The 23781-nt window shown below is 64.0% G+C and carries 15 protein-coding genes and 1 pseudogene; 7 read left to right on the top strand and 9 right to left on the bottom strand.

Going from position 1 to position 23781, the window contains the following annotated elements; all coding sequences use genetic code 11:
- The first annotated feature begins 74 nt into the window (after positions 1-74).
- Positions 75-1724 carry a lysine--tRNA ligase gene (locus NKJ58_RS16935; protein WP_352545742.1) on the top strand — a complete coding sequence of 550 codons (1650 nt, stop codon included), beginning with the start codon at positions 75-77 and terminating at the stop codon, positions 1722-1724.
- Here NKJ58_RS16935 and NKJ58_RS16940 read toward each other — a convergent pair.
- From NKJ58_RS16940 to NKJ58_RS16970, 8 genes and pseudogenes are all read right to left on the bottom strand, one after another.
- Positions 1687-2559: a thermonuclease family protein gene (locus NKJ58_RS16940; RefSeq protein ID WP_352853502.1), complete on the bottom strand. Its 873-nt coding sequence runs from the start codon at positions 2557-2559 to the stop codon at positions 1687-1689. The two genes, NKJ58_RS16935 and NKJ58_RS16940, sit on opposite strands and share 38 nt — an antisense overlap.
- Before the next feature lie 8 nt (positions 2560-2567).
- On the bottom strand, positions 2568-3218 hold the full coding sequence (locus NKJ58_RS16945) for a S24 family peptidase (protein ID WP_023681959.1): 651 nt from the start codon (positions 3216-3218) through the stop codon (positions 2568-2570).
- A gap of 304 nt (positions 3219-3522) precedes the next feature.
- Positions 3523-3656, bottom strand: a pseudogene (locus NKJ58_RS31500) (thioesterase family protein); the annotation flags it as partial.
- A gap of 43 nt (positions 3657-3699) precedes the next feature.
- Positions 3700-5919 (bottom strand): 3-hydroxyacyl-CoA dehydrogenase NAD-binding domain-containing protein, encoded by a 2220-nt coding sequence (locus tag NKJ58_RS16950; RefSeq protein ID WP_352853504.1) that lies wholly within the window; start codon positions 5917-5919, stop codon positions 3700-3702.
- Positions 5920-5942: 23 nt separating this feature from the next.
- Positions 5943-7151 (bottom strand): acetyl-CoA C-acetyltransferase, encoded by a 1209-nt coding sequence (locus NKJ58_RS16955; protein ID WP_023669613.1) that lies wholly within the window; start codon positions 7149-7151, stop codon positions 5943-5945.
- A gap of 31 nt (positions 7152-7182) precedes the next feature.
- Complete coding sequence (locus NKJ58_RS16960; protein WP_352518520.1) at positions 7183-8352, bottom strand: acyl-CoA dehydrogenase family protein; 1170 nt, start codon at positions 8350-8352, stop codon at positions 7183-7185.
- A gap of 232 nt (positions 8353-8584) precedes the next feature.
- Positions 8585-10393: an acyl-CoA dehydrogenase gene (locus NKJ58_RS16965; RefSeq protein ID WP_023688701.1), complete on the bottom strand. Its 1809-nt coding sequence runs from the start codon at positions 10391-10393 to the stop codon at positions 8585-8587.
- A 274-nt stretch (positions 10394-10667) separates the two neighbouring features.
- Entirely contained in the window at positions 10668-11126 is a 459-nt protein-coding gene (locus NKJ58_RS16970; protein WP_023669610.1) for a MerR family transcriptional regulator, read from the bottom strand.
- Between the two features lie 480 nt (positions 11127-11606).
- Between NKJ58_RS16970 and NKJ58_RS16975 the strand changes: the two genes are divergently transcribed.
- From NKJ58_RS16975 to NKJ58_RS16990, 4 genes are all read left to right on the top strand, one after another.
- Positions 11607-15599, top strand: a complete 3993-nt coding sequence (locus tag NKJ58_RS16975) for a peptidoglycan-binding protein (protein WP_352560130.1) — start codon at positions 11607-11609, stop codon at positions 15597-15599.
- Between the two features lie 193 nt (positions 15600-15792).
- Positions 15793-16716 (top strand): sulfite exporter TauE/SafE family protein, encoded by a 924-nt coding sequence (locus tag NKJ58_RS16980; protein ID WP_023669608.1) that lies wholly within the window; start codon positions 15793-15795, stop codon positions 16714-16716.
- Complete coding sequence (locus NKJ58_RS16985; RefSeq protein ID WP_023692548.1) at positions 16716-17507, top strand: TIGR02186 family protein; 792 nt, start codon at positions 16716-16718, stop codon at positions 17505-17507. The genes NKJ58_RS16980 and NKJ58_RS16985 overlap by 1 nt, the downstream gene beginning before the upstream one ends.
- A gap of 175 nt (positions 17508-17682) precedes the next feature.
- The gene (locus NKJ58_RS16990; RefSeq protein ID WP_023692549.1) at positions 17683-18939 is read left to right on the top strand and encodes an Hsp70 family protein; all 1257 of its coding nucleotides are present in this window, start codon (positions 17683-17685) and stop codon (positions 18937-18939) included.
- Between the two features lie 4 nt (positions 18940-18943).
- Here NKJ58_RS16990 and NKJ58_RS16995 read toward each other — a convergent pair whose 3' ends face one another.
- Positions 18944-19843 (bottom strand): LysR substrate-binding domain-containing protein, encoded by a 900-nt coding sequence (locus tag NKJ58_RS16995; protein WP_023692550.1) that lies wholly within the window; start codon positions 19841-19843, stop codon positions 18944-18946.
- A gap of 278 nt (positions 19844-20121) precedes the next feature.
- Between NKJ58_RS16995 and NKJ58_RS17000 the strand changes: the two genes are divergently transcribed.
- The gene (locus NKJ58_RS17000; protein ID WP_352518522.1) at positions 20122-23052 is read left to right on the top strand and encodes a molybdopterin oxidoreductase family protein; all 2931 of its coding nucleotides are present in this window, start codon (positions 20122-20124) and stop codon (positions 23050-23052) included.
- Positions 23049-23777, top strand: a complete 729-nt coding sequence (locus NKJ58_RS17005; protein ID WP_352518523.1) for a 4Fe-4S dicluster domain-containing protein — start codon at positions 23049-23051, stop codon at positions 23775-23777. Before NKJ58_RS17000 ends, NKJ58_RS17005 begins: the two co-directional genes overlap by 4 nt.
- Positions 23778-23781: the final 4 nt, after the last annotated feature.

Here is a 23781-nt window from a genome sequence, read left to right on the forward strand (position 1 = left end):
CGCCCTGTCGCGCCTAGAGACCCGGTTGAAAAATCTTACCAGCCGCGAAAGCCGGCCATGACTGGAACTTTGACATGACGGGATCAAACATCGCCGATCTCAACCCCGAAATGCTTGCGGCAGCCGCCGAAAGCAAGGCCTGGCCGTTCGAGGAAGCCAAAAAGATCATCGAGCGCTACAAAGGCGCCGACTTTCCCGAGACCGTCCTGTTCGAGACCGGCTACGGCCCGTCGGGCCTGCCGCATATCGGGACGTTCGGCGAGGTCGCGCGCACCTCGATGGTGCGCCATGCCTTTCACGTGCTGACCGGGAACAAGGTCAAGACCAAGCTGCTCTGCTTCTCCGACGATATGGACGGCATGCGCAAAATCCCCGACAATGTGCCGGATCGCGCAGCCCTCGAGCCTTATCTTCATATGCCGCTTTCGTCGGTGCCCAATCCGTTCGGCGGCGACTATGCGAGCTTTGCCGACCACAACAACGCGATGCTGTGCCGCTTCCTCGACACGTTCGGCTTCGACTACGAATTCGCCAGCGCCACGCAGTACTACAAGGCCGGCCGCTTCGATGCGATGCTGGTGCGCGCCGCCGAGCGCTATGAGCAGATCATGGCGGTGATGCTGCCGACGCTGGGGCCGGAGCGGCAGGCAACCTACAGCCCGTTCCTGCCGATCTCGCCGAAGAGCGGGCGCGTGCTCTACGTGCCGATGAAGCATGTCGACGCCAAGGCCGGCAACATCACCTTCGACGATGAGGGCACCGAGACCACGCTTTCGGTGACCGGCGGGAAGGTCAAGCTGCAGTGGAAGCCGGATTTCGGCATGCGCTGGGCAGCGCTCGGCGTCGATTTCGAAATGTTCGGCAAGGACCACCAGACGAACGCGGTGATCTACGACCGCATCTGCAACATTCTCGGCGGGCGCGCGCCCGAGCATTTCGTCTACGAACTGTTCCTGGACGAGAACGGCCAGAAGATCTCGAAGTCGAAGGGCAACGGGCTGACCATCGACGAATGGCTGCGCTACGCGCCGACCGAAAGCCTCGGCCTCTATATGTATCAGCGGCCAAGGCAGGCGAAAAAGCTCTATTTCGACGTCATCCCACGCGCCGTCGACGAGTACTACACCTTCCTCAACGCCTATCCGCGCCAGGACTGGAAGGAGCGGCTGGGCAATCCGGTCTGGCACATGCATGACGGCAAGCCGCCTTCCATCGACATGCCGGTGCCGTTCTCGCTGCTGCTCAACCTGGTCAGCGCCTCCAACGCGCAAAACAAGGATGTGCTGTGGGGCTTCATCTCGCGCCATGCATCTGGCGTGACGCCAGCGACGCATCCCGAACTCGACCAGCTGGTCGGTTTCGCCATCCGCTACTTCGACGATTTCGTGAAGCCGACGAAGACCTTCCGGCCGGCCGACGATGTCGAACGCGTGGCGCTGGAAGCGCTTGGCAACGCGCTTGCTGGCCTGCCGGCCGGCGCCGACGGCGAAGCGATCCAGAACGCTTCGCTCAACGTGGCGCGCAAGATCGAACGCTATCAGGACCATTCGAAGAAGAGCCCGGACGGCGGCCCTGGTGTCTCGGGCGCTTTCTTCCAGATGATCTACCAGGTGCTGATCGGCCAGGAACGCGGACCGCGCTTCGGTTCGTTCGCAGCCCTCTACGGCATCGCCGAAACCCGCGCGCTCATTGAGCGGGCGCTGGCTGGTCAGCTGGCGGCGTAATTTCCGTCCCGGCCGGCGGCGTGTCTATCGCCGGGGCATCGAGGATCGGTTGCGACGCCGTCGGTGCCACAACAGGCGTTGGCGCCGGTGGCAGGCCGCCAAGATCGGGCGCGGCGCCGAAGACGCCCTTCTTGGCGGCGCGCGCCTTGTCGCCCGCTTCGACATAGGGGCCGGCTGCCGTGGCGCGCGCCCAGCCGTTTTCGACCAGCCACTGGCCGACATCCAGCTTGCCGATGCGGCATTCGGCGGCGATCAGCGTACGGTCGGCCTCCGGCGGCACCTTGCAGGCAACGGCCCGGCCGCGCAGGAAAGACCGGAACGCGGTGCGCGCCCTGATACCGCAAGCCCAGGACTTGCCGCCCTCGGTGCAGGTCTCGTCTTGCCTGACGATGTCGATGCCGGAGACCGTCACGGAATAACCATTGGCTTCGATCAGGCCGGCGGCGGCCGCGACCGGCTGGAACAGTTTTGTTCCTCCCCAGTCGTCGACCGCTCTGCGCCCACGCGGCTTGGGCGGCCCGGCCAGCGCCAGGTCGCTCAGCGGCGCGCGTGGCTCAACCCGTTCAAGTTCTTCTACCGGCAGCGGCGGCGGAGCGATGGCCTCGGGATCGATCGCCCTCGAATGCACCTGAGGCGAGTGCATCGGAGGCTTGACGGGCCGGACCTCGGGGATCGCCGACGTCGCCGGCTCCTCGGGCACGGCCTCGGTGTCCGGGTCGATCTGGTCGACGGTGATGGCGGTGCTTTCGCGATGCAGCGCGCGACCGCCGGCGACGACAATGGCGACCATCACCGGGATCGCCAGGAGGGCTATGAGGATTTGAAGCAGACGCACCGCGAGACCTACTGGCTTGCCCAGACGATCCGCGCCACCCATTCGACATCGCGCATCGCGATGTCGCGGTCCGGGTGGTCGGGGTTGAGCGAAATCAGCACGATCGATTTCGTCGTCTGGCGGTCGAGCACCTTGGCCATGACTTCGCCGGCATTGGTCTTGACGACGACGCGGTCGCCCTTGCGGGTAGCGGCGCCCGGCTCGACGATCAGCACATCGCCATTGCGGTACAGCGGCAGCATGGAATCGCCCTGCACCTTCAACGCATAAGAGGTTTCGGTCGCCCGTGCCGGAAGCTCGACAAGGTCCCAGCCCTGGCCTGAGGGATAGCCGGCATCATCGAAGAAGCCGCCGGCGCCGGCCTGGGCAAAGCCGAGCAGCGGCACCGCCGAACGCTGCGCGGCTACCGAGCCCGAAGCGGCCTTGGCACGGCCTTCGACCAGCCCGGTGAATTCGTCGAGCGAGGCGCCGGTCGCCTCGATGATCTTCGCCAGCGATTCGGTCGACGGCCAGCGCGGCCGTCCATCCGAGGACAGCCGCTTCGATTTGTTGAAAGCGGTGGAGTCCAGACCGGCTCGCCGGGCCAGGCCGGAGGCCGACAACGAATAGCGCTCAGCGAGAGCGTCGATGGCTGCCCAAACTCGGTCATGCGAGAGCAATTCGCTCTCCTCAAAACAGGAAAAAATACCTTTTCCTTCTAACGCGCGGTCATCCGATTGTCCACCGGCGCGCGGCCCGATCCCCTAAAAAGCTGTGTGCGGCGAAGTCGTCATGGATGCCTCAAACTGCCTTGGCAAGGCTGCGCAATCCCTGGTCGGAGCTCATGAAACCCCGCTCGGCCTAGGTCGGCGGTCGCGGTTGAACGGAGCGGGCAAGCGTACTGTTGGACGCGCCAAGGACGCTGTAGCATTTTGATTTGGCGCATGACCCCGAAAATCGATTCCGATTTTCGGGGTCATGCGCGAGGTCGGCGAGCATCATGTAGCGGGCGTTGTTGAGATGGAGGTTGAAGTCGATCTCGGTCGGCAGGCAGCGAAAAGCCAGTCGGCTTTCGCTACCGACCGCATAAGGCCACGGCGCCTTGCCGTGGCCATCATGCGCGCAAGGCGCCCTCAGACGTACATGGGGCATTAATCTAGCTCAAGCGGCCTTCTTCACCTCGCCTTTCGCATAGGGATCGAAGCGCTGGTAGAAGGTCTCGCCCTTCTCGGCCAGGTCGAGCAGCAGCTTGGGCGCCTTGAACTCGGCGCCGTATTTCTTCTGCAGGCCCTTGGCTATTCTGACGAACTCCCCGGCGCCGATGCCGTCGATATAGGACAGCGCGCCGCCGGTGAATGGCGCGAAACCGAAGGCGAGGATCGAGCCGACATCGGCCTCGCGCGGATCGGTGACGATGCCTTCCTCCATCACCCGCGCGGCTTCCAGCGCAATGGTTACCAGCAGGCGCTGCTGCAGTTCCTCATAGTCGACCTTCTCGGCCTCCAGCTGCGGATAGAGATCCTTCAGGCCCGGCCACAGCTTCTTCTTGGCAGGCTTGGCCGGATAGTCGTAAAAACCCTTGCCGTTCTTGCGGCCGAAGCGGCCATGGGTGTCGACCAGCGTGTTGATCAGCGCCATCTGCCTGGGGTCGACAGACTTGTCTCCGAGGTCCCTGATGGTCTGCTTCATGATCTTCTGGGCAAGGTCGATCGCCGTCTCGTCGGTCAGCGCCAGGGGGCCGACCGGCATGCCGGCGGCCTTGGCGGCGTTCTCGATCATCGGCGCCGGAACGCCTTCGATCAGCATCTTGTAGGCTTCCGACATGTAGCGCAGCACGCAGCGGTTGACGTAGAAGCCGCGCGTGTCGTTGACGACGATCGGCGTCTTCTTGATGGCGCGCACGAAATCGATCGCGGTGGCCAGCGCCTTGTCGCCGGTCTTCTTGCCCAAAATGATCTCGACCAGCATCATCTTGTCGACCGGCGAGAAGAAGTGGATGCCGACGAAATTCTTCGGCCGCGCCGAATTCTTGGCCAGTGCGGTGATCGGGATGGTCGAGGTGTTGGAGGCGAAGATCGCCGACGATTTCAGCACGGCTTCGGCCTGCTCGGTGGCAGCCTTCTTGACGGCCGAATCCTCGAACACCGCCTCGACCACCAGATCGCAGCCGGCGAGATCGGCATAGTCGGCCGACGGCGTGATCAGCGACAGAAGTCTGTCCTTCTCCTCGGGCTTGACGCGGCCCTTCTTGACCTGATCGGAGATCAGGCTGTCGGAATGCGTCTTGCCCTTTTCGGCCGACGCCATGTCGCGGTCGAGCAGGACGACCGGGATGCCAGCCTTGGCGGTGACAAAGGCGATGCCGGCGCCCATGAAGCCGGCGCCGAGAATACCGATCTTCTTGAACTTGGTCTCCGGCACGCCGGCCGGGCGGCGGGCGCCCTTGTTGAGCTCCTGCAGCGAGACGAACAGCGAGCGGATCATCGCTGCTGCTTCCTTCGACTGCATGATTTCGGTGAAATAGCGCTGTTCGATCCGCAGACCGGTGTCGAACGGCACCAGCAGGCCTTCATAGACGCATTTCAGGATCGCCGCGGCGGCCGGATAATTGCCGTAGGTCTCGCGGCGCAGGATGGCGATGGCCGGCGGCCACAGATTGAAGCCGGCCGGCGTATAGATTTGGCCGCCAGGCAGCTTGAAGCCCTTCTCGTCCCAGGGCTGGACGGCTTTCAGGCCGTTCCTGATCATCGCCTTGGCGGTCTCGATCAGCTTGCCGGGTTCGGCGATCTCGTGGATCAGCCCCATCGCCTTGGCTTTCTGCGGCGACAGCGTCTGGCCGGTGGTCAGCATCTGCAACGCCTGCTGCTGGTCGGTCAGGCGCGGCACGCGTTGGGTGCCACCGGCGCCGGGGAAGATGCCGACCTTGACTTCCGGCAAGGCCATCTTGACCTTTTCGGAGTCAGCGGCAACGCGGCCATGACAGGCCAGCGACAGCTCGAACGCGCCACCCATGCAGGTGCCGTTGATCGCCGAGACCCAAGGCTTGCCCGACGTTTCGAGCTTGCGCCACAAGCCACCCATGCGGCCGGCATTGTCGAACAAAAGCTGTGCCGCCTTCTCCGGGTCCTTGGTCTTCTCCTTGGCAAATACGGCCAGCATCTTCTGCAGCATGGTCAGGTCGGCGCCGCCGGAGAAGCTGTCCTTTCCCGAGGTGATCACCGCGCCCTTGATGGCGGCGTCGGCCACCACATGGTCGATGATCTTCTCGAGCTCGTTCATCACCTCTTCGGTGAAGACGTTCATCGAGCGGTCCGGCATGTTCCAGGTGACCAGCGCGATGCCGTCTGCGTCGGTGTCGACCGTGAAGTTTGTATAAGTCATGTCTCTCTCCTTCCGGCCGAAAATCAGACGCGTTCGATAATCGTTGCGGTGCCCATGCCGGCGCCGATGCAGAGCGTCACCAGAGCGGTGTTCAAATCGCGGCGCTCGAGCTCGTCCAGCACCGTGCCCAGGATCATCGCGCCGGTGGCGCCGAGCGGATGGCCCATGGCGATGGCGCCGCCATTGACGTTGATCTTGTCGTGCGGGATTTCGAATGCCTGCATGTAGCGCAGCACCACCGAGGCGAAGGCCTCGTTAAGCTCGAACAGGTCGATATCCGACAGCTTCATCTTGGCGCGCTTCAGAAGCTTCTCGGTGACGTCGACCGGACCGGTAAGCATCAGCACCGGCTCGGAGCCGATGTTGGCAAAGGCGCGGATGCGGGCGCGTGGCTTCAGGCCCATCGTCTTGCCGGCCTTCTTCGAGCCGAGCAGTACGGCGGCCGCACCATCGACGATGCCGGACGAGTTGCCGGCATGGTGGACGTGGTTGACCTCTTCGACTTCCGGATGCTTCTGCACGGCGACCGCGTCGAAGCCGCCCATTTCGCCAGGCATGACGAAGGACGGGTTGAGCGAGGCCAGCGACTGCATGTCGGTCGACGGCCGCATATGCTCGTCATGATCGAGGATGGTGAGGCCGTTCTGGTCCTTGATCGGTATGACGGAGTTCTTGAAACGGCCATCGGCCCAGGCCTTGCCCGCACGCTTCTGGCTCTCGACCGCATAGGCATCGACGTCGTCGCGCGAAAAACCGTATTTGGTGGCGATCAAATCGGCCGAAATGCCTTGCGGCACGAACCAGCCGGGCAGGCCGACGGACGGGTCCATGAACCACGCGCCGCCCGAGGCGCCCATGCCGACGCGCGACATCGATTCCACGCCGCCTGCAATGACGATCTCGTCGGCGCCTTGAGCGATCTTGGCGGCGCCGAAATTGATGGCGTCGAGGCCTGAGGCGCAGAAGCGCGAGATCTGCATGCCCGGCGCCTTGTTGTCGTAGCCGGCCTCGAAGGCGGCGGCACGCGGAATGACGGAGCCGGCTTCGCCGACCGGATCGACGCAGCCGAAGATGATGTCGTCGACGTTTGCAGTGTCGAGGCCGTTGCGGTCGCGCAACGCTTCAAGCGTCCTGGCCGCAAGCCGCACCGCCGGCACCTCGTGCAGCGAGCCATCCTTCTTGCCCTTGCCGCGCGGTGTGCGCACGGCGTCATAGACATAAGCTTCAGCCATTTGCTTGCTCCTTGCTTTGCCGACGTCGCTCTCAGAGAGAGCGGCCGATCAGCAATTTCATGATCTCGTTGGTGCCGCCGTAGATGCGCTGGACGCGGGCGTCGCGGAACATGCGGGCGATCGGATATTCATTCATGTAGCCATAGCCGCCATGCAATTGAAGGCATTCGTCGACGACTTTTCCCTGCAGGTCCGAGAGCCAGTATTTCGCCATCGACGCCGTCACCGGATCCAGCCCGCCATTGATGTGGCGGGTGACGCAATCATTGTAGAAGACGCGGCCGATGGTGGCCTCGGTCTTCAGTTCGGCGAGCTTGAACTGGGTGTTCTGGAACTCGATGATCGCTTTGCCGAAGGCCTTGCGATCCTTGACGTAGTCGATGGTCAGCGCCAGGGCGCGTTCGATCATGGCGATCGCGCCGGTGCCGATCTGCAGGCGCTCCTGCGGCAATTGCTGCATCAGCTGGATGAAGCCCTGTCCCTCTTCGTGGCCAAGCAGGTTCGAGGTCGGCACGCGCAGATCATTGAAGAACAGCTCCGACGTGTCGTTGGCCTTCAGGCCGATCTTGTCGAGGTTGCGGCCGCGTTCGAAGCCTTCGGCCTCGTCGGTCTCGACGACGATCAGCGAGGTGCCCTTGGCGCCTTTGGCCGGATCGGTCTTGGCGACGACGATGATGAAATTGGCCAGCTGGCCGTTGGTTATGAAGGTCTTGGAACCGTTGATCTTGTACTGGTTGCCGTCCTTCTCGGCCCGCGTCTTGACGCCTTGCAGGTCGGAGCCGGCGCCCGGCTCGGTCATGGCGATGGCGCCGATCAGTTCGCCGGTCGCCAGTTTCGGCAGCCATTTCTTCTTCTGCTCTTCCGAGCCGTAATGAAGGATGTAAGGGGCAACGATCGCATTGTGCAGGCCGATGCCGAAACCGTCGACGCCGACATGGCCGATCGCCTCGATGATGGCGCTCTCATGCGCGAAGGTGCCGCCGGAGCCGCCATACTCCTCCGGCATAGAGGCGCAGAGCAGGCCGGCGGAACCCGCCTTGCGCCAGCTCTCGCGGTCGACCATCTCGTTCTTCTCGAACTCGTCGTAACGCGGCGCGATCTCTTCCGACATGAAGCGGTGCGCCATGTCGTAGAGCATGCCGACCTCGTCCGCCGCCCAGGCGGGCTTCGGCAAAGAGAGCACTTCGGCTGGATTTGTCATGCCGTTTCTCCCGCGCCAACGTCCCCCTCCCCCTCGAGGGGAGGGTGGCCGCGAAGCGGTCGGGTGGGGTCGCCGATGACGTGCTCGACCTTATCTTCGGAATTGACGCGGGTTTGGGGCATTGCGCTCATCTCCTACCAAAGCGCCAACCAGCCGGCGCACTGCACGCAAGGACCCCTCCCGGCCCTTCGGGCCACCCTCCCCTCAAGGGGGAGGGGGACGCCAGCCATTTCTAGAACGCTTCCGCAGGCAGCGCCATTAGCGTGTCCGCACCACTGGAAATGCGGGCGAGATGTGCCGATGTCTCGGGCATGATCCGCTCCATGAAGAAGCGCGCCGTCACCATCTTGTTATCGTAAAAAGCCCCATTTTCGTGGACAGATTGGGAGCCATTGGCCCCGGTCTTACCGAGCGCGGCCTTGGCCATCTGCGCCCACATATAGCCCAGCGCGACCAGGCCGAAGAGATGCATGTAATCGGTCGACGCGGCGCCGGCATTGTCGGGCTTGGCCATGCCGTTCTGCACCAGCCACATGGTCGCCGCCTGCAGATCGTTGAGGCCCTTCTTCAGCGCCTTGGTGAAAGGCGCCAGCTTCTCGTCGGCGCGGTTCTCCTCGCAGAACTCGCCGACGTCCTTGAAGAAGGCCTGCACGGCGCGGCCGCCATTCAGACCAAGCTTGCGGCCGACGAGGTCGAGCGCCTGGATGCCGTTGGCGCCTTCATAGATCATGGCGATGCGGGCATCGCGCACGAACTGGCTCATGCCGTGCTCTTCGATGTAGCCGTGGCCCCCGAACACCTGCTGCGCCATGACTGCATGGTCAAAACCCTTGTCGGTGAGCACGCCCTTGATCACCGGCGTCAGCAGGCCGGTATAGTCGTCGGCCGCCTGGCGATCCTTGTCGTCGGCGGAGCGGTGGGCGATGTCGGACTTGATCGCCGTCCACAGCGCCAGCGCGCGGCCGGCCTCATTGAAGGCCTTCATGGTCATCAGCGAGCGGCGGATGTCGGGATGGACGATGATCGGATCGGCTTGTCTGTCCGGCGCCTTGGCGCCAGACAGCGAGCGGCCCTGCAGCCGGTCCTTGGCGTAGGAGACCGCGTTCTGGTAGGCGATCTCGGACAGCGACAGGCCCTGCAGGCCGACGCCGAGGCGGGCTTCGTTCATCATCGTGAACATCGCCTTCAGGCCGCCATTGGCCTCACCGAGCAGCGTGCCTTCGGCCTCGTCATAATTCATGACGCAAGTCGAATTGCCGTGTATGCCCATCTTCTCCTCGATCGACCCGCAGGAGAGCGTGTTCTTCTCGCCCGGATTGCCCGAGGCATCGAGCTTCAGCTTTGGCACGATGAACAGCGAGATGCCCTTCACGCCTGCCGGCGCGCCTTCGATGCGGGCCAACACGAGATGGACGATGTTTTCCGACATGTCGTGCTCGCCGGCCGAGATGAAGATCTTCTGGCCTGAGATCTTGTAGGTGCCGTTGCCGTTCGGCACCGCCTTGGTGCGCAGCAGGCCGAGATCGGTGCCGCAATGCGGCTCGGTCAGGTTCATGGTACCGGTCCAGGACCCCTCGACCAGCTTCGGCAGCCATGTCGCCTTCTGCTCGTCGGTACCGTGTGTGATGATCGCAGCGATAGCGCCTTGAGTCAGGCCGGGATACATCATCAGCGCCATGTTGGCCGAAACCATGTATTCGGCAACCGCGGTGTGCACGGCATAGGGCAGCCCCTGGCCGCCGAACTCGACGGGCGCCGCCAGTCCCATCCAGCCGCCTTCGCGATACTGGTCGTAGGCTTCCTTGAAGCCCTTCGGCGTAATCACCGAGCCGTCCTCATGGCGCACGCAGCCTTCGATGTCACCGACGCGGTTCAGAGGATGCATAACGTTTTCGGCAAGCTTGGCGCCTTCGGCGAGGATCGCCTCGACAACGTCGGGCGTCGCGTCGGCAAATCCGGGAAGGTTAGAGTAGCGCTGATAACCCAGCACCTCGTTGAGCACGAACAGCGTGTCCTGGACCGGCGCCCTGTAGATCGGCATGTGTTTCCTCCACCATGCGGGTCTTGGCCGCGAGATCGGGCCCCGAAACATGAGGTTGGGGCGGCATGCGGGCCAATGTTGAAAGCGGGATAGCAAAAATTGACGTTTGCGTAAACGTCAATTTTGTCGCCGGGACAAAATTTACCTATGCCAGCCTATCGGCACGAGCGGTGCATGGCTTTGTGCAAAGCGAGGGGGGTCAAACAAAAAGAGCCGCGCGGGCGGGCGCGCGGCTCTTAAGTTCAAAGCTTTCGCCGGGAGCTGCGGAGCAAAATCAGCTGGCGGCGCTGGCCGGGGCCGAACGCTCGGACAGCATCTGGCGCACGGCCGACATCGAGCCGCTCAGCTCGTTGATGGCGTCGTCGATCAGCGCGCGCTGCTTCTGCAGGCGGGCTAGCTGCTTCTCCGACTTGTCGAGAGCCAGCCGCAGCTGCTTGGTGTTGGATCCCGTCGGATCGTAGAGATCCATCATCTGCTTGACGTCGCGTAGCGAGAACCCGACCTTGCGGCCGAGCAGGATCAGCTTCAGCCGCGCCTTGTCGCGACGCGTGTATAGCCGCGTCGCCCCATCCCGCTTTGGATTGAGCAGGCCCTTGTCTTCATAGAAACGCAGCGTGCGCAGCGTCACGCCGTATTTCTTGGCCATCTCGCCGATGCGCACGAGCTCCTCACTGGCTTCGGCAGACATATTGTTGGTGTTGGCCGCGGCTTCGCCGGGCGAAACAAGTTTCATAGTCACTGGCTTTCCCCTGTCGTGGCATCGCGGTCTCGGACCTTGCAACGCCTGAGTGGAAGCGGGGGCATGCTTCCAGTCGTGGTTTCAACTAATTCATCGCAAAAGGCACGAACGGCGCCCCTCTTACGTTTACGTCAATTCTATATCGATAGCCGCCGCATGACGCAAGGGCGTTCTGGGATTGCGAAACCTTATGCCGCACCCCCCGGCGCCGGGTCCGAACGGGCACCGCCTGTATTTCAGCAATGCCGTAACTTCTTAAGCTTGGTTAACACCTTGTTTACCACGATGGGTGAAATGTGCGGATGTCGGTCACCCGTGTTTATCCTGTAGCGAATTTTTCACGGTTTTTCGGAGAGCGGGCCTGGCCCGGGAAGCTCGTCTTCCGCCGCAGCAGTGCCGCGCGGCCGCCTTCGTTCCCGACAAGGACTTGGGAAACTGGCAGCAAGCCGGCCATTCTGAAAAACGGACGCATCGATGAACAGCAAGCGGTCCTATCTCGATACACTCAACGCCGGCAGGCCGCGCAGGCCGAACACCACACTTGATGAATTGAACCGCTCGCTGGAAACGCTGGAGCAGCGGCTGGAGCGCAAGCGCGAGGACGCCGCCGAGCGCTTCGATCCGCGCCGGCCCGCTCCGGAGCCGCGCTACGCAAGTGCCCAGCCCTACGCCCCGCCGCCGCGCTGGTACGAGGACCCGCAGCCCGCGCCGCGGCCGAAAAGCCCTGTGACGGCCGGCTTCGACCAGAACTATCAGGCGATCGCGCGCGACATCGACCGCGTGCGCGGCCAGGAAGACAGCGTCGCCGTGGTCGGCAAGATCGCCGGCGAATTGCGTGGCCTGCGCGAGGAACTGCGCCATCAGATGACGGCCGGCCTGCAGCGCGAATTCGCCGCGTTGCGCAAGGACATCGAACGGGCCTTCCAGGCGAGCAACCAATCGGGTGGTCAGGCAGGCGGCTTGCCCGGCAAGGGCAGCGCCGAACTCGGCGTCGAATTCGAGCGGCTGTCCGGCGCCATCCAGACGCTGGCCGAGAAGAGCGACGACCGAAGCGTCAACATGCTGCGGCTCGAGCTCGAGCAGGTAAAGACGGCGCTCGACACATTGGCGCGCGAGGAAAGCGTGCTGAAGGTCGACCGCCGCTGGGACGATTTCGACCGCCGCTGGAGCGCGTTCGAGGACCGTGTCGACGCCGACCAGCGCAACCGCGCCGACGGCCCCGGATTTTCGGCCCTGACCGACCGGCTCGAACAGATCAGCAATGCGGTCCACAATCTGCCGGAATCGCTGTCGCTGCGCTCGATGGAAGAAAAGGTCCGCACGCTTGCCGGCGCCGTCGATCATTTCGTCAGCCAGCAGAGCAACCGCGGCGGCGACACGCTTGGCCTGATCGACGAACGGCTCGATGAGATTTCGCGCGCCATCGTCGCCTCGACCGTCGCCGCACAGGCCAATTCCTTCGACCCCGAACCGTTCGAGCGCATCGAGAAGCGGATCGCCTCGCTGGCGCAGCAGATCGAGGAAGTCGTGCAGGTTCGTCCGAGCGGCGAGGTTCTCGACCGTCTCAGCACGCTGTCGAACAGGGTCGACGAGCTTGCCGGCCGCGCCAATCTGCCGGAACAGGCGATGGAGCGCCTCGGCAAGCAGATCGCGATGATCGCCGACAAGATCGACCGCGCCCCGGCCATGCCCGACGCCGACTATATCTTCCAAGGTCTGGAACAGCGCTTCGACGTGCTGTCGGGCATGATGGAACGCCGGCAGGGCGACGCCATCGAACAGGGCAACATGCTGTTTCGCGATCTCGAGCGGCGGCTGGACGAGGTTGCCGACCGGCTGGACCAGCGCCAGCCGCAGGCTGACAGCGCCGGCATCATGGACGCCATCGACGCACGCTTCACCGCGCTCGCCCAACGCATGGAGACGCGCATTCCCGATCCTGCCAACGAGGCGGCGATCCGCGGCCTGGAAAGCCGGCTCGAAGACATTTCAAGCCGGCTGGAATCGTCGGCCGCGCAGGTCGCCGGCATCGATCCGGCACTGATCCGCAGCCTCGAGGCGCAGGTCTCCAGCCTATCGGCGCATCTGTCGAAGCCCGGCACGCCGCTGCCGGAATTCGAGGACATCAGCCCGCGCCTCAACGAAATCGAGAAGTCGCTGGCCGGAACCCGCGAATCCATCATGGGCGCGGCACGCGAAGCAGCCGAGAGCGCCGTGCGCTCGCTGGCAGATTCCAACGCCAACACCGCGGCCGTTACCGGCCTTGCTCAGGATCTGAAGACGCTGGAAGCGCTGACGCGCCGTTCGGACGAGCGCAATTCACGGACATTCGAGGCTATCCACGACACGTTGCTCAAGATCGTCGATCGTCTGGGCTCGCTGGAGACCAGCGAACCGGCCGAGGCGGTGAGCGAGCTTCTGGATGCCCAGGCCGAGCCGGCGCGGCGGGCCCGCGCTGCACGCGCCTCCAAGATTTCGGTGCAGGACGCGCCGTCGATGGATATCGACCAGCCGCTGCCGCTGACCGGAGACATGGCCGATCTCGACGGCCGCGCCGCCGCCATCATGCGCAGCGAGCCGGATATGCGCGCCGACCCGGGTACGCGTAGCGACCCGGTCATGGGCAGCGAACCCGTGCGGCGCTCGCCAGCCGAGGCTGCCGCGGCCGCTGCCCAGGCAGCGCTCGGTTCCGACAGGATTGCCGAGAAAGGCGAAGCCACGGCCAAGAAGTCGCTGTTCGGTGGATTTGCGCGCGCCTTCAGGGGCAAGAAGCCGGCTGACATGCCGCCGCTTGCCGGCTCGGGGCCCAATGTCGACATGCCGAGCGTCGATCTCGACGAGCCGCTCGATCCGAAGCTCGCCAACCGACCGTTGGAGCCGGGCTCCGGCGCGCCCGACCTCAACGCCATCATGAAGCGCGTGCGCGACGAGCGCGGCCCGCCGGTGCGCCAAAACTCCGGCGATGCGTCGAAATCCGACTTCATTGCCGCGGCCAGGCGCGCGGCGCAGGCCGCGGCCGCCGAGGCCGACGCGCTGAAACGCCAGTCCACCATGAAGGGCCCGGTCAAGGCGCTTCGTATCGGCGACCTGCTCAAGGCGCGGCGCAAGCCGATCCTGATGGGAGCGGTCGCGATCATGCTGGCGCTTGCCGGCCTCCAGTTGGGCAAGGCCTTCTTCGCCGACCCGGTCGAGGTCGCAAGCAACGATACAGCGCCGATCGTCGCCTCGCAGCCGGTCGAGACTGCCTCGGTCAACGCTGCCAGCCAACCCAAGGCAGAACAGCAGGTGGCCGTTCAGGACGTGCCGGCCCGGATCGTCAGGCAGGCGGAGCCCACGGAACCGGCAGCTGGCAATGATGCGCCAATGAATGCGGCCTCGGTCGCTGGGCCCGAAGTGCCGGCGGTGGAGCCCGCGCCAGCGCCGATGGCTTTGGCCGATCCGGCCCCCACGCCAAATGCAATGCTGCCGACCACCGCCACTGCGGAACCGGCGGCTGCCGACGCGCAGCCTGCGGCCGCCGTCATGGCGCCCTCGGCCTCGGATACGACGGCCTCGGATACTACCGGCGCCGTTCCGCCGGCTGATGCCGCGGTAGCACCTGTCGTGGCCAAGATAGACGTTCCGGCCGATGCCGGCCCGCAAGCCTTGCGCGACGCGGCTGCCGGCGGTGACGCCAAGGCGCTGTTCGAGCTCGGTTCGCGCTATGCTGAATCGCGCGGCGTCAAGGAAGACATGGCGGCAGCGGCCAAATGGTACGAAAAGTCGGCCGAGCTCGGCTTCGCACCGGCGGAATACCGCATCGGCAATTTCTACGAGAAGGGCATCGGCGTCACGCGCGACGTCAAGAAGGCAAAGACCTTCTACCAGCTCGCCGCCGCGCAGGGTAATGCCAGCGCCATGCACAATCTGGCCGTTCTGTTTGCCATGGCCGCCGACGGCGTGACCGACAATGAATCGGCCGCGCACTGGTTTCAGGCGGCGGCCGATGTCGGCGTCAAGGACAGCCAGTTCAATCTCGGCATCCTGGCGGCAAAGGGCGTCGGCATGAAGCAGAGCTTGGAGGAATCCTACAAATGGTTCGCGCTCGTCGCCAAGACCGGCGACAAGGATGCGGCTGCAAAGCGCGACGAAGTCGCCACTGCGCTGCGCCCCGAACAGCTGGAGCGGGCGCGCGCCGCCACGGAACTGTGGAAGCCGAAGCCGCTCGACCCGGCGTCCAACTCGGCCGACATTCCTGAATCCTGGCAGGAAGGCACGCCGCAGACCACCGCCAGCGTCGACATGAAGAAGGCGGTCAAGAACATCCAGCTCATCCTCAACAAGAACGGCTACGATGCCGGCGGCGCCGATGGCGTGATGGGCGGCAAGACCAAGACCGCAATCATGGCTTTCCAGACCGACAACAAGATGCAGGCGACCGGCGAAATCGACGAAAAGCTGGTGAAGGCGCTGCTGGCGCACAAATAACGGCAGATGCGTCGCTAACGCGACGCCCTTGCCATACATTTGCCTGTTAACTGCTTGAGATGTTTTTTGTTTCGGTAGGGCGGCGGGGTTTGATCCCACTGCCCCGGCGGTGCAAGAAAGAATTGGCTTTTCGGTGCGACAATGCCCTGGAATGGCTGCAATCGCCGACAGGCAAACTGATCGAGACTGACGGGTGGGCATCTATCTCCCGATCGCGGAAATTTCCGTCAACGTCTTCGTGCTGCTGGCAATGGGCGCGGCGGTGGGTTTCCTGTCGGGCATGTTCGGGGTCGGTGGCGGCTTTCTGATCACGCCGCTCTTGATCTTCTACAACATCCCGCCGGCAATCGCCGTTGCCACTGGCGCCAACCAGGTTATCGCCTCCTCCTTCTCCGGCGCGCTGTCGCACATGAAGCGCGGCACGCTCGACTTCAAGCTCGGCGGGGTGCTGCTGGCCGGCGGCATCGTCGGCTCGACCGGTGGTATCTTTGTCTTTGCCTTCCTGCGCCGGCTCGGCCAACTCGATTTGTTCATTTCGCTGCTCTACGTCGTGCTGCTCGGCACCGTCGGCGGGCTGATGCTGGTCGAGAGCGTCAATGCGCTGCGCGCCACGCGCAGCGGTGCGGCGCCGGTCTTGAAGAAATCCGGCCAGCACAACTGGATCCACCGGCTGCCGCTGAAGATGCGCTTCAGGGCCTCGAAGCTGTTCGTCAGCGTCATTCCGGTGCTGGGGCTCGGCGCCGGCATCGGCTTCCTGTCGTCGATCATGGGTGTCGGCGGCGGCTTCATCATGGTGCCGGCGCTGATCTATCTCTTGAAGGTGCCGACCAACGTCGTCATCGGCACCTCGCTGTTCCAGATCATTTTCACCTCGGCCTACACCACGCTTGTCCACGCCACCACCAACCAGACGGTCGACGTCATGCTTGCCTTCCTGCTGATGGCGGGCGGCGTTGCCGGCGCGCAATATGGCGCCAAGGCAGGACAGAAGCTGCGCGGCGAACAGCTCAGGGCACTGCTGGCGCTGCTGGTGCTGGCGGTTGCCATCCGGCTTGCCATCGATCTCTTCGTCACGCCGCCAAACCTCTATTCGCTGACCGCCGCGGGCCTGAACTGATGCTGCGGTGGGGGATTTTTTCGGCCGCCGTTTTGCTTTTCGCCCTCGCTCTGCCGGCGGCAGCGCAATCGCCGAACCCCTTGCCGGAAGGCATCCAGATCGGTCTCTCCACAGACGCGGTGTCGATCACCGCCGGCTTTTCCGGCGCCGACCTGACCATTTTCGGTTCGCTGGAAAACCCCGACCCGCTGGTAGCGCGGCAGGGGCGCTATGACGTCATCGTCGTGCTCGAAGGGCCGCCGCGGCCGGTTGTGGTGCGCCGCAAGGACCGGGTGCTCGGCGTCTGGGTCAACCTGGAATCCGAGACCTTCGAGAACGTGCCGGTCTCCTACTCCGTCGCCACGACACGGCCGCTGCAGGACATCACCGAACCCAACAGCTACAAGCAGCTGTCGCTCGGCGCCTCCAACCTTTACATGCAACCGGCCGACGTAACCGACAGTCCGGCGACGATCGAGGAATTCACCGTGGCGCTGCGCGAGCGCAAGGCGGCGACCGGCCTCTATAGCGAGAATGTCGGCGGCGTGCAGTTCCTGTCGCAGAACCTGTTTCGCGCCACGGTGCGGCTGGCGCCCAACGTCCCGGTTGGAACGCATAAAGCCCGCGCGTTCCTGTTCAAGAGCGGTCTGTTCCTCAAGGAAAGCTCGGCCCAGCTCGAAATCCGCAAATCGGGCTTCGAACAGTCGATCTTCCGCGTCGCGCATGATTACTCGTTTCTCTACGGCGTCTTCTCCGTGTCGCTGGCCATGATCACCGGCTGGCTGGGCAGGCTGATTTTCCGCAGGGATTGACGCGCAGGACCCATTTCCGGGGAAAAGGGGTTCCCCTTTTCTCAGTCTTGCGATAGACCGCCGCCTCCCAACCCTCGGGTTACACGCACAATCATTCGGCAGAACGGTCCGGCCTCTGGACGGCGCGCGTCTTGCGACGCCTGCCACAGCGACGACCCAATGACAGGAGGCTGCAATGCATCAGGCATTTGGCGGCATCGATTTCGGTACGTCCAATTCGACGGTGGGCGTGATCCGCAACGGCCAGGCACAGCTGGTGGCGCTGGAGGGGGACCAGCCGACATTGCCGAGTGCCGTGTTCTTCAACTTCGAGGACGGCCACACCTATTTCGGCCGCCGCGCCATTGCCGACTACACCGATTCCATCGAAGGCCGGCTGATGCGATCGCTGAAGAGCGTGCTCGGCAGTTCGCTGGCGCATGAGAAGACGCGGATCAAGGCCCGGCAGATCGGTTTCATCGACATTGTCGGCATGTTCGTCGGCCATTTGAAGAAACGGCTTGAGGAAGATGCCGGCGCTCCGGTGGAGAACGTTGTGCTCGGCCGGCCGGTGCAATTTGTCGACGACGATGTGGAAGCCGATGCCAAGGCGCAAAGCGAGCTTGAAAAAGCGGCGCGCGCGCAAGGCTTCAAGCACATCGCCTTCCAGTTCGAACCGATTGCGGCAGCGCTCGACTATGAGCAGGACGTGAAGCGCGAGGAACTGGCGTTGATCGTCGACATGGGCGGCGGCACGTCCGACTTCTCGATCGTGCGGGTTTCGCCGCAACGCGCCCGCTCACGCGACCGCAAGGACGATATCCTGGCCAACCGCGGCATCCATATCGGCGGCACCGATTTCGACCGGCTGCTCAGCATTGCCCATGTCATGCCCAAGCTCGGCTACCTGACGCCCACAAAAGACGGCAAGCGCAACCTGCCGGCGAGCTATTTCATTGATCTCGCGACGTGGCAGCGCATCAACCTCGTCTATACTGCCAAGGCGATGACGCATCTGAGGCAAATCCGCTTCGAGGCCGTCCGCGCCGACCTTGTCGACCGCTTCATCCATATTGTCGAGCACCGTTACGGCCATGCGCTGGCCGGCCTCGTCGAACGAGCCAAGATCGCGCTGACGGATCAGGCTTCGGCCGATGTAACGGTGGCGCTGCCCGGCGCGCATTTCGCCGCCGAGATCTCGCGGACCGGCCTGGAAGAGACCATCGCCGCCGACATCGAGCGGGTATCCGCTACGGTGCGGCAGACGATTGCCGATGCTGGCATAACGGCGTCTGCGATCACCGCCGTATTCCTCACCGGCGGTTCGACCGCGATCCCGCTGGCACGGCGTGAAATCCTGTCGCTGGTGCCGCAAGCCGCCGTTATCGAGGGCGACATGTTTGGTTCGGTCGGCCTTGGCCTGGCGCTGGATGCGCAGCGGAAGTTCGCCTGATCGCTTACGCCGGATTGCTGACGCCCTCAGCGCCGAGATGCGCCTTGAGCGCCATCTGGGCCAGGCTTGCCTGGCGGTCACGATGGGTGATCATGGCGAAGTCGCGCTTCGGCAGTTCGAGCGGCACCGACCGGAGACTGCCCTCGGCGACGGCGCGTCCGACGACGAGGTCCGAGATGATGGTGGCGCCGGCGCCGGCCTCGACCGCCTGGCGAACCGCCTCGTTGCTCGGCAGCACCAGAAATATCTGCAGGTCGCCAAGCGATATCCCCTCGCGGCGGGCCAGATCCTCCAGCACCTCGCGCGTGCCCGAACCACCCTCACGGATGATCCAGCGCAGCCCTCTGATATCCGGGCGGCCCGGCGCGATCTCGGCGATTTCGGGATGCGAGGCGGCGACGACCAGCATCAACCTGTCGACGTCGACCTTGGTGCGGCGGAGGATGTCTGACTCGGTGCGCCCCTCGACCAGACCGAGATCGGCGGTGCCGTCGAGCACATTGGCCTCGACCTGCCTGGTGTTGCCGATGCTGACGCTTAAGCGCACCGCCGGGTAGGCCTCGTGGAAAGAGGCCAGCCTGCGCGGCAGCCAGTAGCTGGCGATGGTCAGGCTGGCGGCGATCGACAGGCTGCCGGCGACCGTCTGCGAGACATGCTCCAGCACATTTCGGGCGGCGGCGGCGCGTTCCAGCACCGCCTTGGCCTCGGGCAGGAAACGGTGGCCGGTCTGAGCCAGCTCGATGTTGCGGCCGACACGGTTGAACAGATGAACGCCATGCTGCTCTTCCAAAGCGCGGATAGCCGCCGACGCCGCCGACTGGGAGATGCCCAAAAGCTCCGCCGCCTTGGTCATATGGCCGCGTTCGGCAACGGCAACGAAAATGCGCAACTGGTCCAGCGTCATGTGTGCATTAAGAACCAATTCCGATCGAATTTACAAGAACAACTGATTAGACGGATCGATAGCTTTATTCTACTTTTTCAGTCGAAGTTAGAAAGAATTCGCCAACAAATCGCGGCCAACAAAATGATCGGGCGGTTCAGATCCCTGTTTGCGCATTGGACCCGTGGCCTCAGGCGGCGGCTGGCCGGCGATCGATATCATCCTGAAGAACACTATATGCGTGGCCCCGGACCGAAGACGCGGGCCAAATTCGCAGGTAGCAAAAGCACGCCGGCATCATGAACCCAGCTGCGCCGCGCGGAGCCAATTCCGCACCGTCGCAACGGCCGCTTCCCAATACACGCGCGCCTGATGAAGGCGACGGTGTCGACACCTCGCCAACCGTTTCCGACAGCATCGCCAAGACCACCTGCTATATGTGCGCCTGCCGCTGCGGCATCGACGTCCACATCAAGGACGGCAAGGTGCGCTACATCAACGGCAACAAGGACCATCCGGTCAACCGCGGCGTAATCTGCGGCAAGGGCAGCTCCGGCATCATGCAGCATTACAGCCCGGCGCGGCTGAAGAAGCCGCTGTTGCGCAGCGGCCTGCGGGGCTCGGGTGAATTCCGCGAGATCGAGTGGGAGGAAGCGTTTTCGATTGCGACCGAGCGGCTATCGAATATCCGCCGAACCGATCCGAAAAAGCTCGCCTTCTTCACCGGGCGCGACCAGTCGCAGTCGCTGACCGGCTGGTGGGCGAGCCAGTTCGGCACGCCGAACTTCGCCGCCCATGGCGGCTTCTGCTCGGTCAACATGGCGGCCGGCGGGCTCTACACGATCGGCGGCTCGTTCTGGGAGTTCGGCGAGCCGGACTGGGACAATACGAAATACTTCATGCTGTTCGGCGTCGCCGAGGACCATGATTCCAACCCGATCAAGATCGGCTTGGGTAAACTCAAGGCGCGCGGCGCCAAGGTGGTGTCGATCAACCCGTGCCGCACGGGCTACAACGCGATTGCCGACGACTGGATCGGGATCCGGCCCGGCACCGACGGCCTCTTCGTCTTCGCCCTCATCCACGAACTGCTCAAGGCGGGCCGCGTCGACCTCGATTATCTGCTCCGCTACACCAACGCCCATGTGCTGGTCATCCAGGAGCCGGGTGCGGCGGACGACGGGCTGTTCCTGCGCGACAGCGACAACAATCTTCTCGCGTGGGACAGAGTGGCGAAGACAACCGTCAACGCAGCCGATGCGGATGCGAAGCCGGCGTTGACCGGCAGCTTCACGTTCGCCGGCCGCCGCTGCCTGCCGGTGTTTCGGCTTATCGCCGACCGCTACATGGACGACAGCTACGCACCCGATGCGGTCGCGGCACGATGCGGCATTCCGGCCGACACCATCCGCCGGATCGCTGCCGAACTCGCCCACGTCGCCTTCGAACAGACGATCGAACTGCCGGTTGCGTGGACCGACTGGGCCGGACGGCGGCACGAGACGATCAAGGGACGGCCGGTGTCGATGCATGCCATGCGCGGCATCTCGGCCCACTCCAACGGCTTTCACTCCTGCCGTGCCATCCACCTGCTGCAGGTGCTGCTCGGCACGGTGGACGTGCCCGGCGGCTTCCGTTTCAAGCCCCCCTACCCGCGCTCGGCGCCCCCGGGACCGAAGCCGGCCGGCAAGGTGGTCAGGCCGATGACGCCGCTCGACGGCATGCCGCTCGGCTTCGTCTGCGGGCCGGACGATCTCCTGGTCGACGAGGCCGGCACGCCTTTGCGCATCGACAAGGCTTATTCCTGGGATGCGCCGCTCGCCGCGCATGGGCTGATGCATACGGTCATCCGCAATGCGTGGGCCGGTGACCCGTACCCAATCGACACGCTGATGATGTACATGTCGAACATGGCGTGGAATTCCTCGATGAACACCGTCGAGACCATTGCCATGCTCACCGACCATGACGAAGCGGGTAACTACAAGATCCCCTTCATCATCTATTCCGACGCCTATTATTCCGAGACGGTGCCGTTCGCCGACCTGGTGCTGCCCGACACCACCTATCTCGAACGTCACGACTGCATCAGCCTGCTCGACCGGCCGATCAGCCATGCCGACGGGCCGGGCGACGCGATCCGCCATCCGGTGGTCGAATCGGACCGAGATGTCAGGCCGTTCCAATCGGTGCTGATCGAACTTGGCGCTCGGCTTGGCCTGCCCGGCTTCGTCGAGGACGATGGCTCGGCCAGATATGCCGACTATGCCGACTACATCGTCAATCACGAACGCACGCCGGGCATCGGCCCGCTGGCCGGCTGGCGCGGCAAGGACGGCACTTCCGTCGGCAAGGGCGAAGTCAATCCCGACCAGTTGCAGCGCTACATCGGCAATGGCGGCTTCTGGCACCAGGATTTTGCTGAGGACCAGCGCTATTACAAGATGGCCAACCGCTCCTATCTCGACTTCGCAGAGCAGATGGGGTTCATCCCCAAGGCCGAGCCGATCGTGTTCCAGCTCTATTGCGAACCGATGCAGCGCTTTCGCCTCGCCGCGCGCGGTCATGGTCGCGTCCAGCCGACCGAGAGCGAACGCCAGCGCATCGAGACCTATATGGATCCGCTGCCGTTCTGGTTTACGCCGTTCGAAGAGGCCGCGGTCGATCCGCAGAAATACCCGCTGCATGCGCTGACGCAGCGGCCTATGCACATGTATCATTCCTGGGGCTCGCAGAATGCGTGGCTGCGGCAAATCACCAGCCAGAACCGCCTGTTCGTGCACCACCAGACCGCGGCAGTTCTCGACCTGGCCGACGACGACTGGGTGTGGATCGAAAGCATCAACGGCCGGGTGAAGGGACAGATCAAGCTGGTCGACGGGGTCAATGCGGATACGGTCTGGACATGGAACGCCATCGGCAAAAGGCGCGGCGCCTGGGGGCTGAAGGACAACGCCGCCGAGAGCAATCGCGGCTTCCTGCTCAACCACATCATCGGCGACCAGACATCGGCTGACGCGAAAGGCAAACGCTATTCGAATTCCGATCCGGTGACCGGCCAGGCGGCGTGGTTCGACCTCAGGGTACGCATCGTCAAATGCTCTGATGAGGAAGCCGGCTTCACCGAACCGCAATTCGAGCGTTTCAGCCAGCCGCCAAATGTCGAGCCTTCGCCCGACATCCTTCGCTTCGGCGCCGAGTTCCGCGTCCATAGGGAAGCCGTGGAATGACCTGCCTTCCCGCCCATACAGACAAGAAGCTTGGCCTAGTCATCGACCTCGACACCTGCGTCGGCTGCCAGGCCTGCGTCACCGCCTGCAAGGAGTGGAACACCGGCGGCCACATGGCGCCACTGACCGACATCGACCCCTATGGCGGCCGTGTCGACGGCGTCTGGTTCAACCGCGTGCACAGCTACGAGCACACGACCGAGGCGGGCGGGCGCACGGTCAACTTTCCGCGCTCCTGCCTGCATTGCGAGACGCCTGCCTGCGTCACTGTCTGCCCGACCGGCGCGTCCTACAAGCGGGCGTCGGACGGCATCGTGCTGATCGACGAAAGCAAATGCATCGGCTGCAAACTGTGCAGTTGGGCCTGCCCCTATGGCGCGCGCGAATTCGATACCGACGTCGGCGTGATGAAGAAATGCACGCTGTGCGTCGACCGTATCTACAACGACAATCTGGCCGAGGAAGACCGCGTGCCGGCCTGCGTAGCCGCCTGCCCGACCAGCGCCCGGCATTTCGGCGATCTCGGCGATCCTTCGTCGGCTGTCTCGCAATTGGTGGCGGAGCGTGGCGGCGTCGACCTGATGCCGGAGATGGGCTACAAGCCGACCAACAAGTACCTGCCGCCGCGCGCCCGGCTTGCCGCATCGGTGCCGGCGGCAAGGCTCGACCCGGTCAGGGCCGAAGGCGGTTTCCTCGGCTGGGTCGACCGCATGCTTTCGAACTGATATC

Origin of the sequence: Mesorhizobium sp. M0139, assembly GCF_040322455.1 — a bacterium.
In the GTDB taxonomy this organism is placed as follows: domain Bacteria; phylum Pseudomonadota; class Alphaproteobacteria; order Rhizobiales; family Rhizobiaceae; genus Mesorhizobium.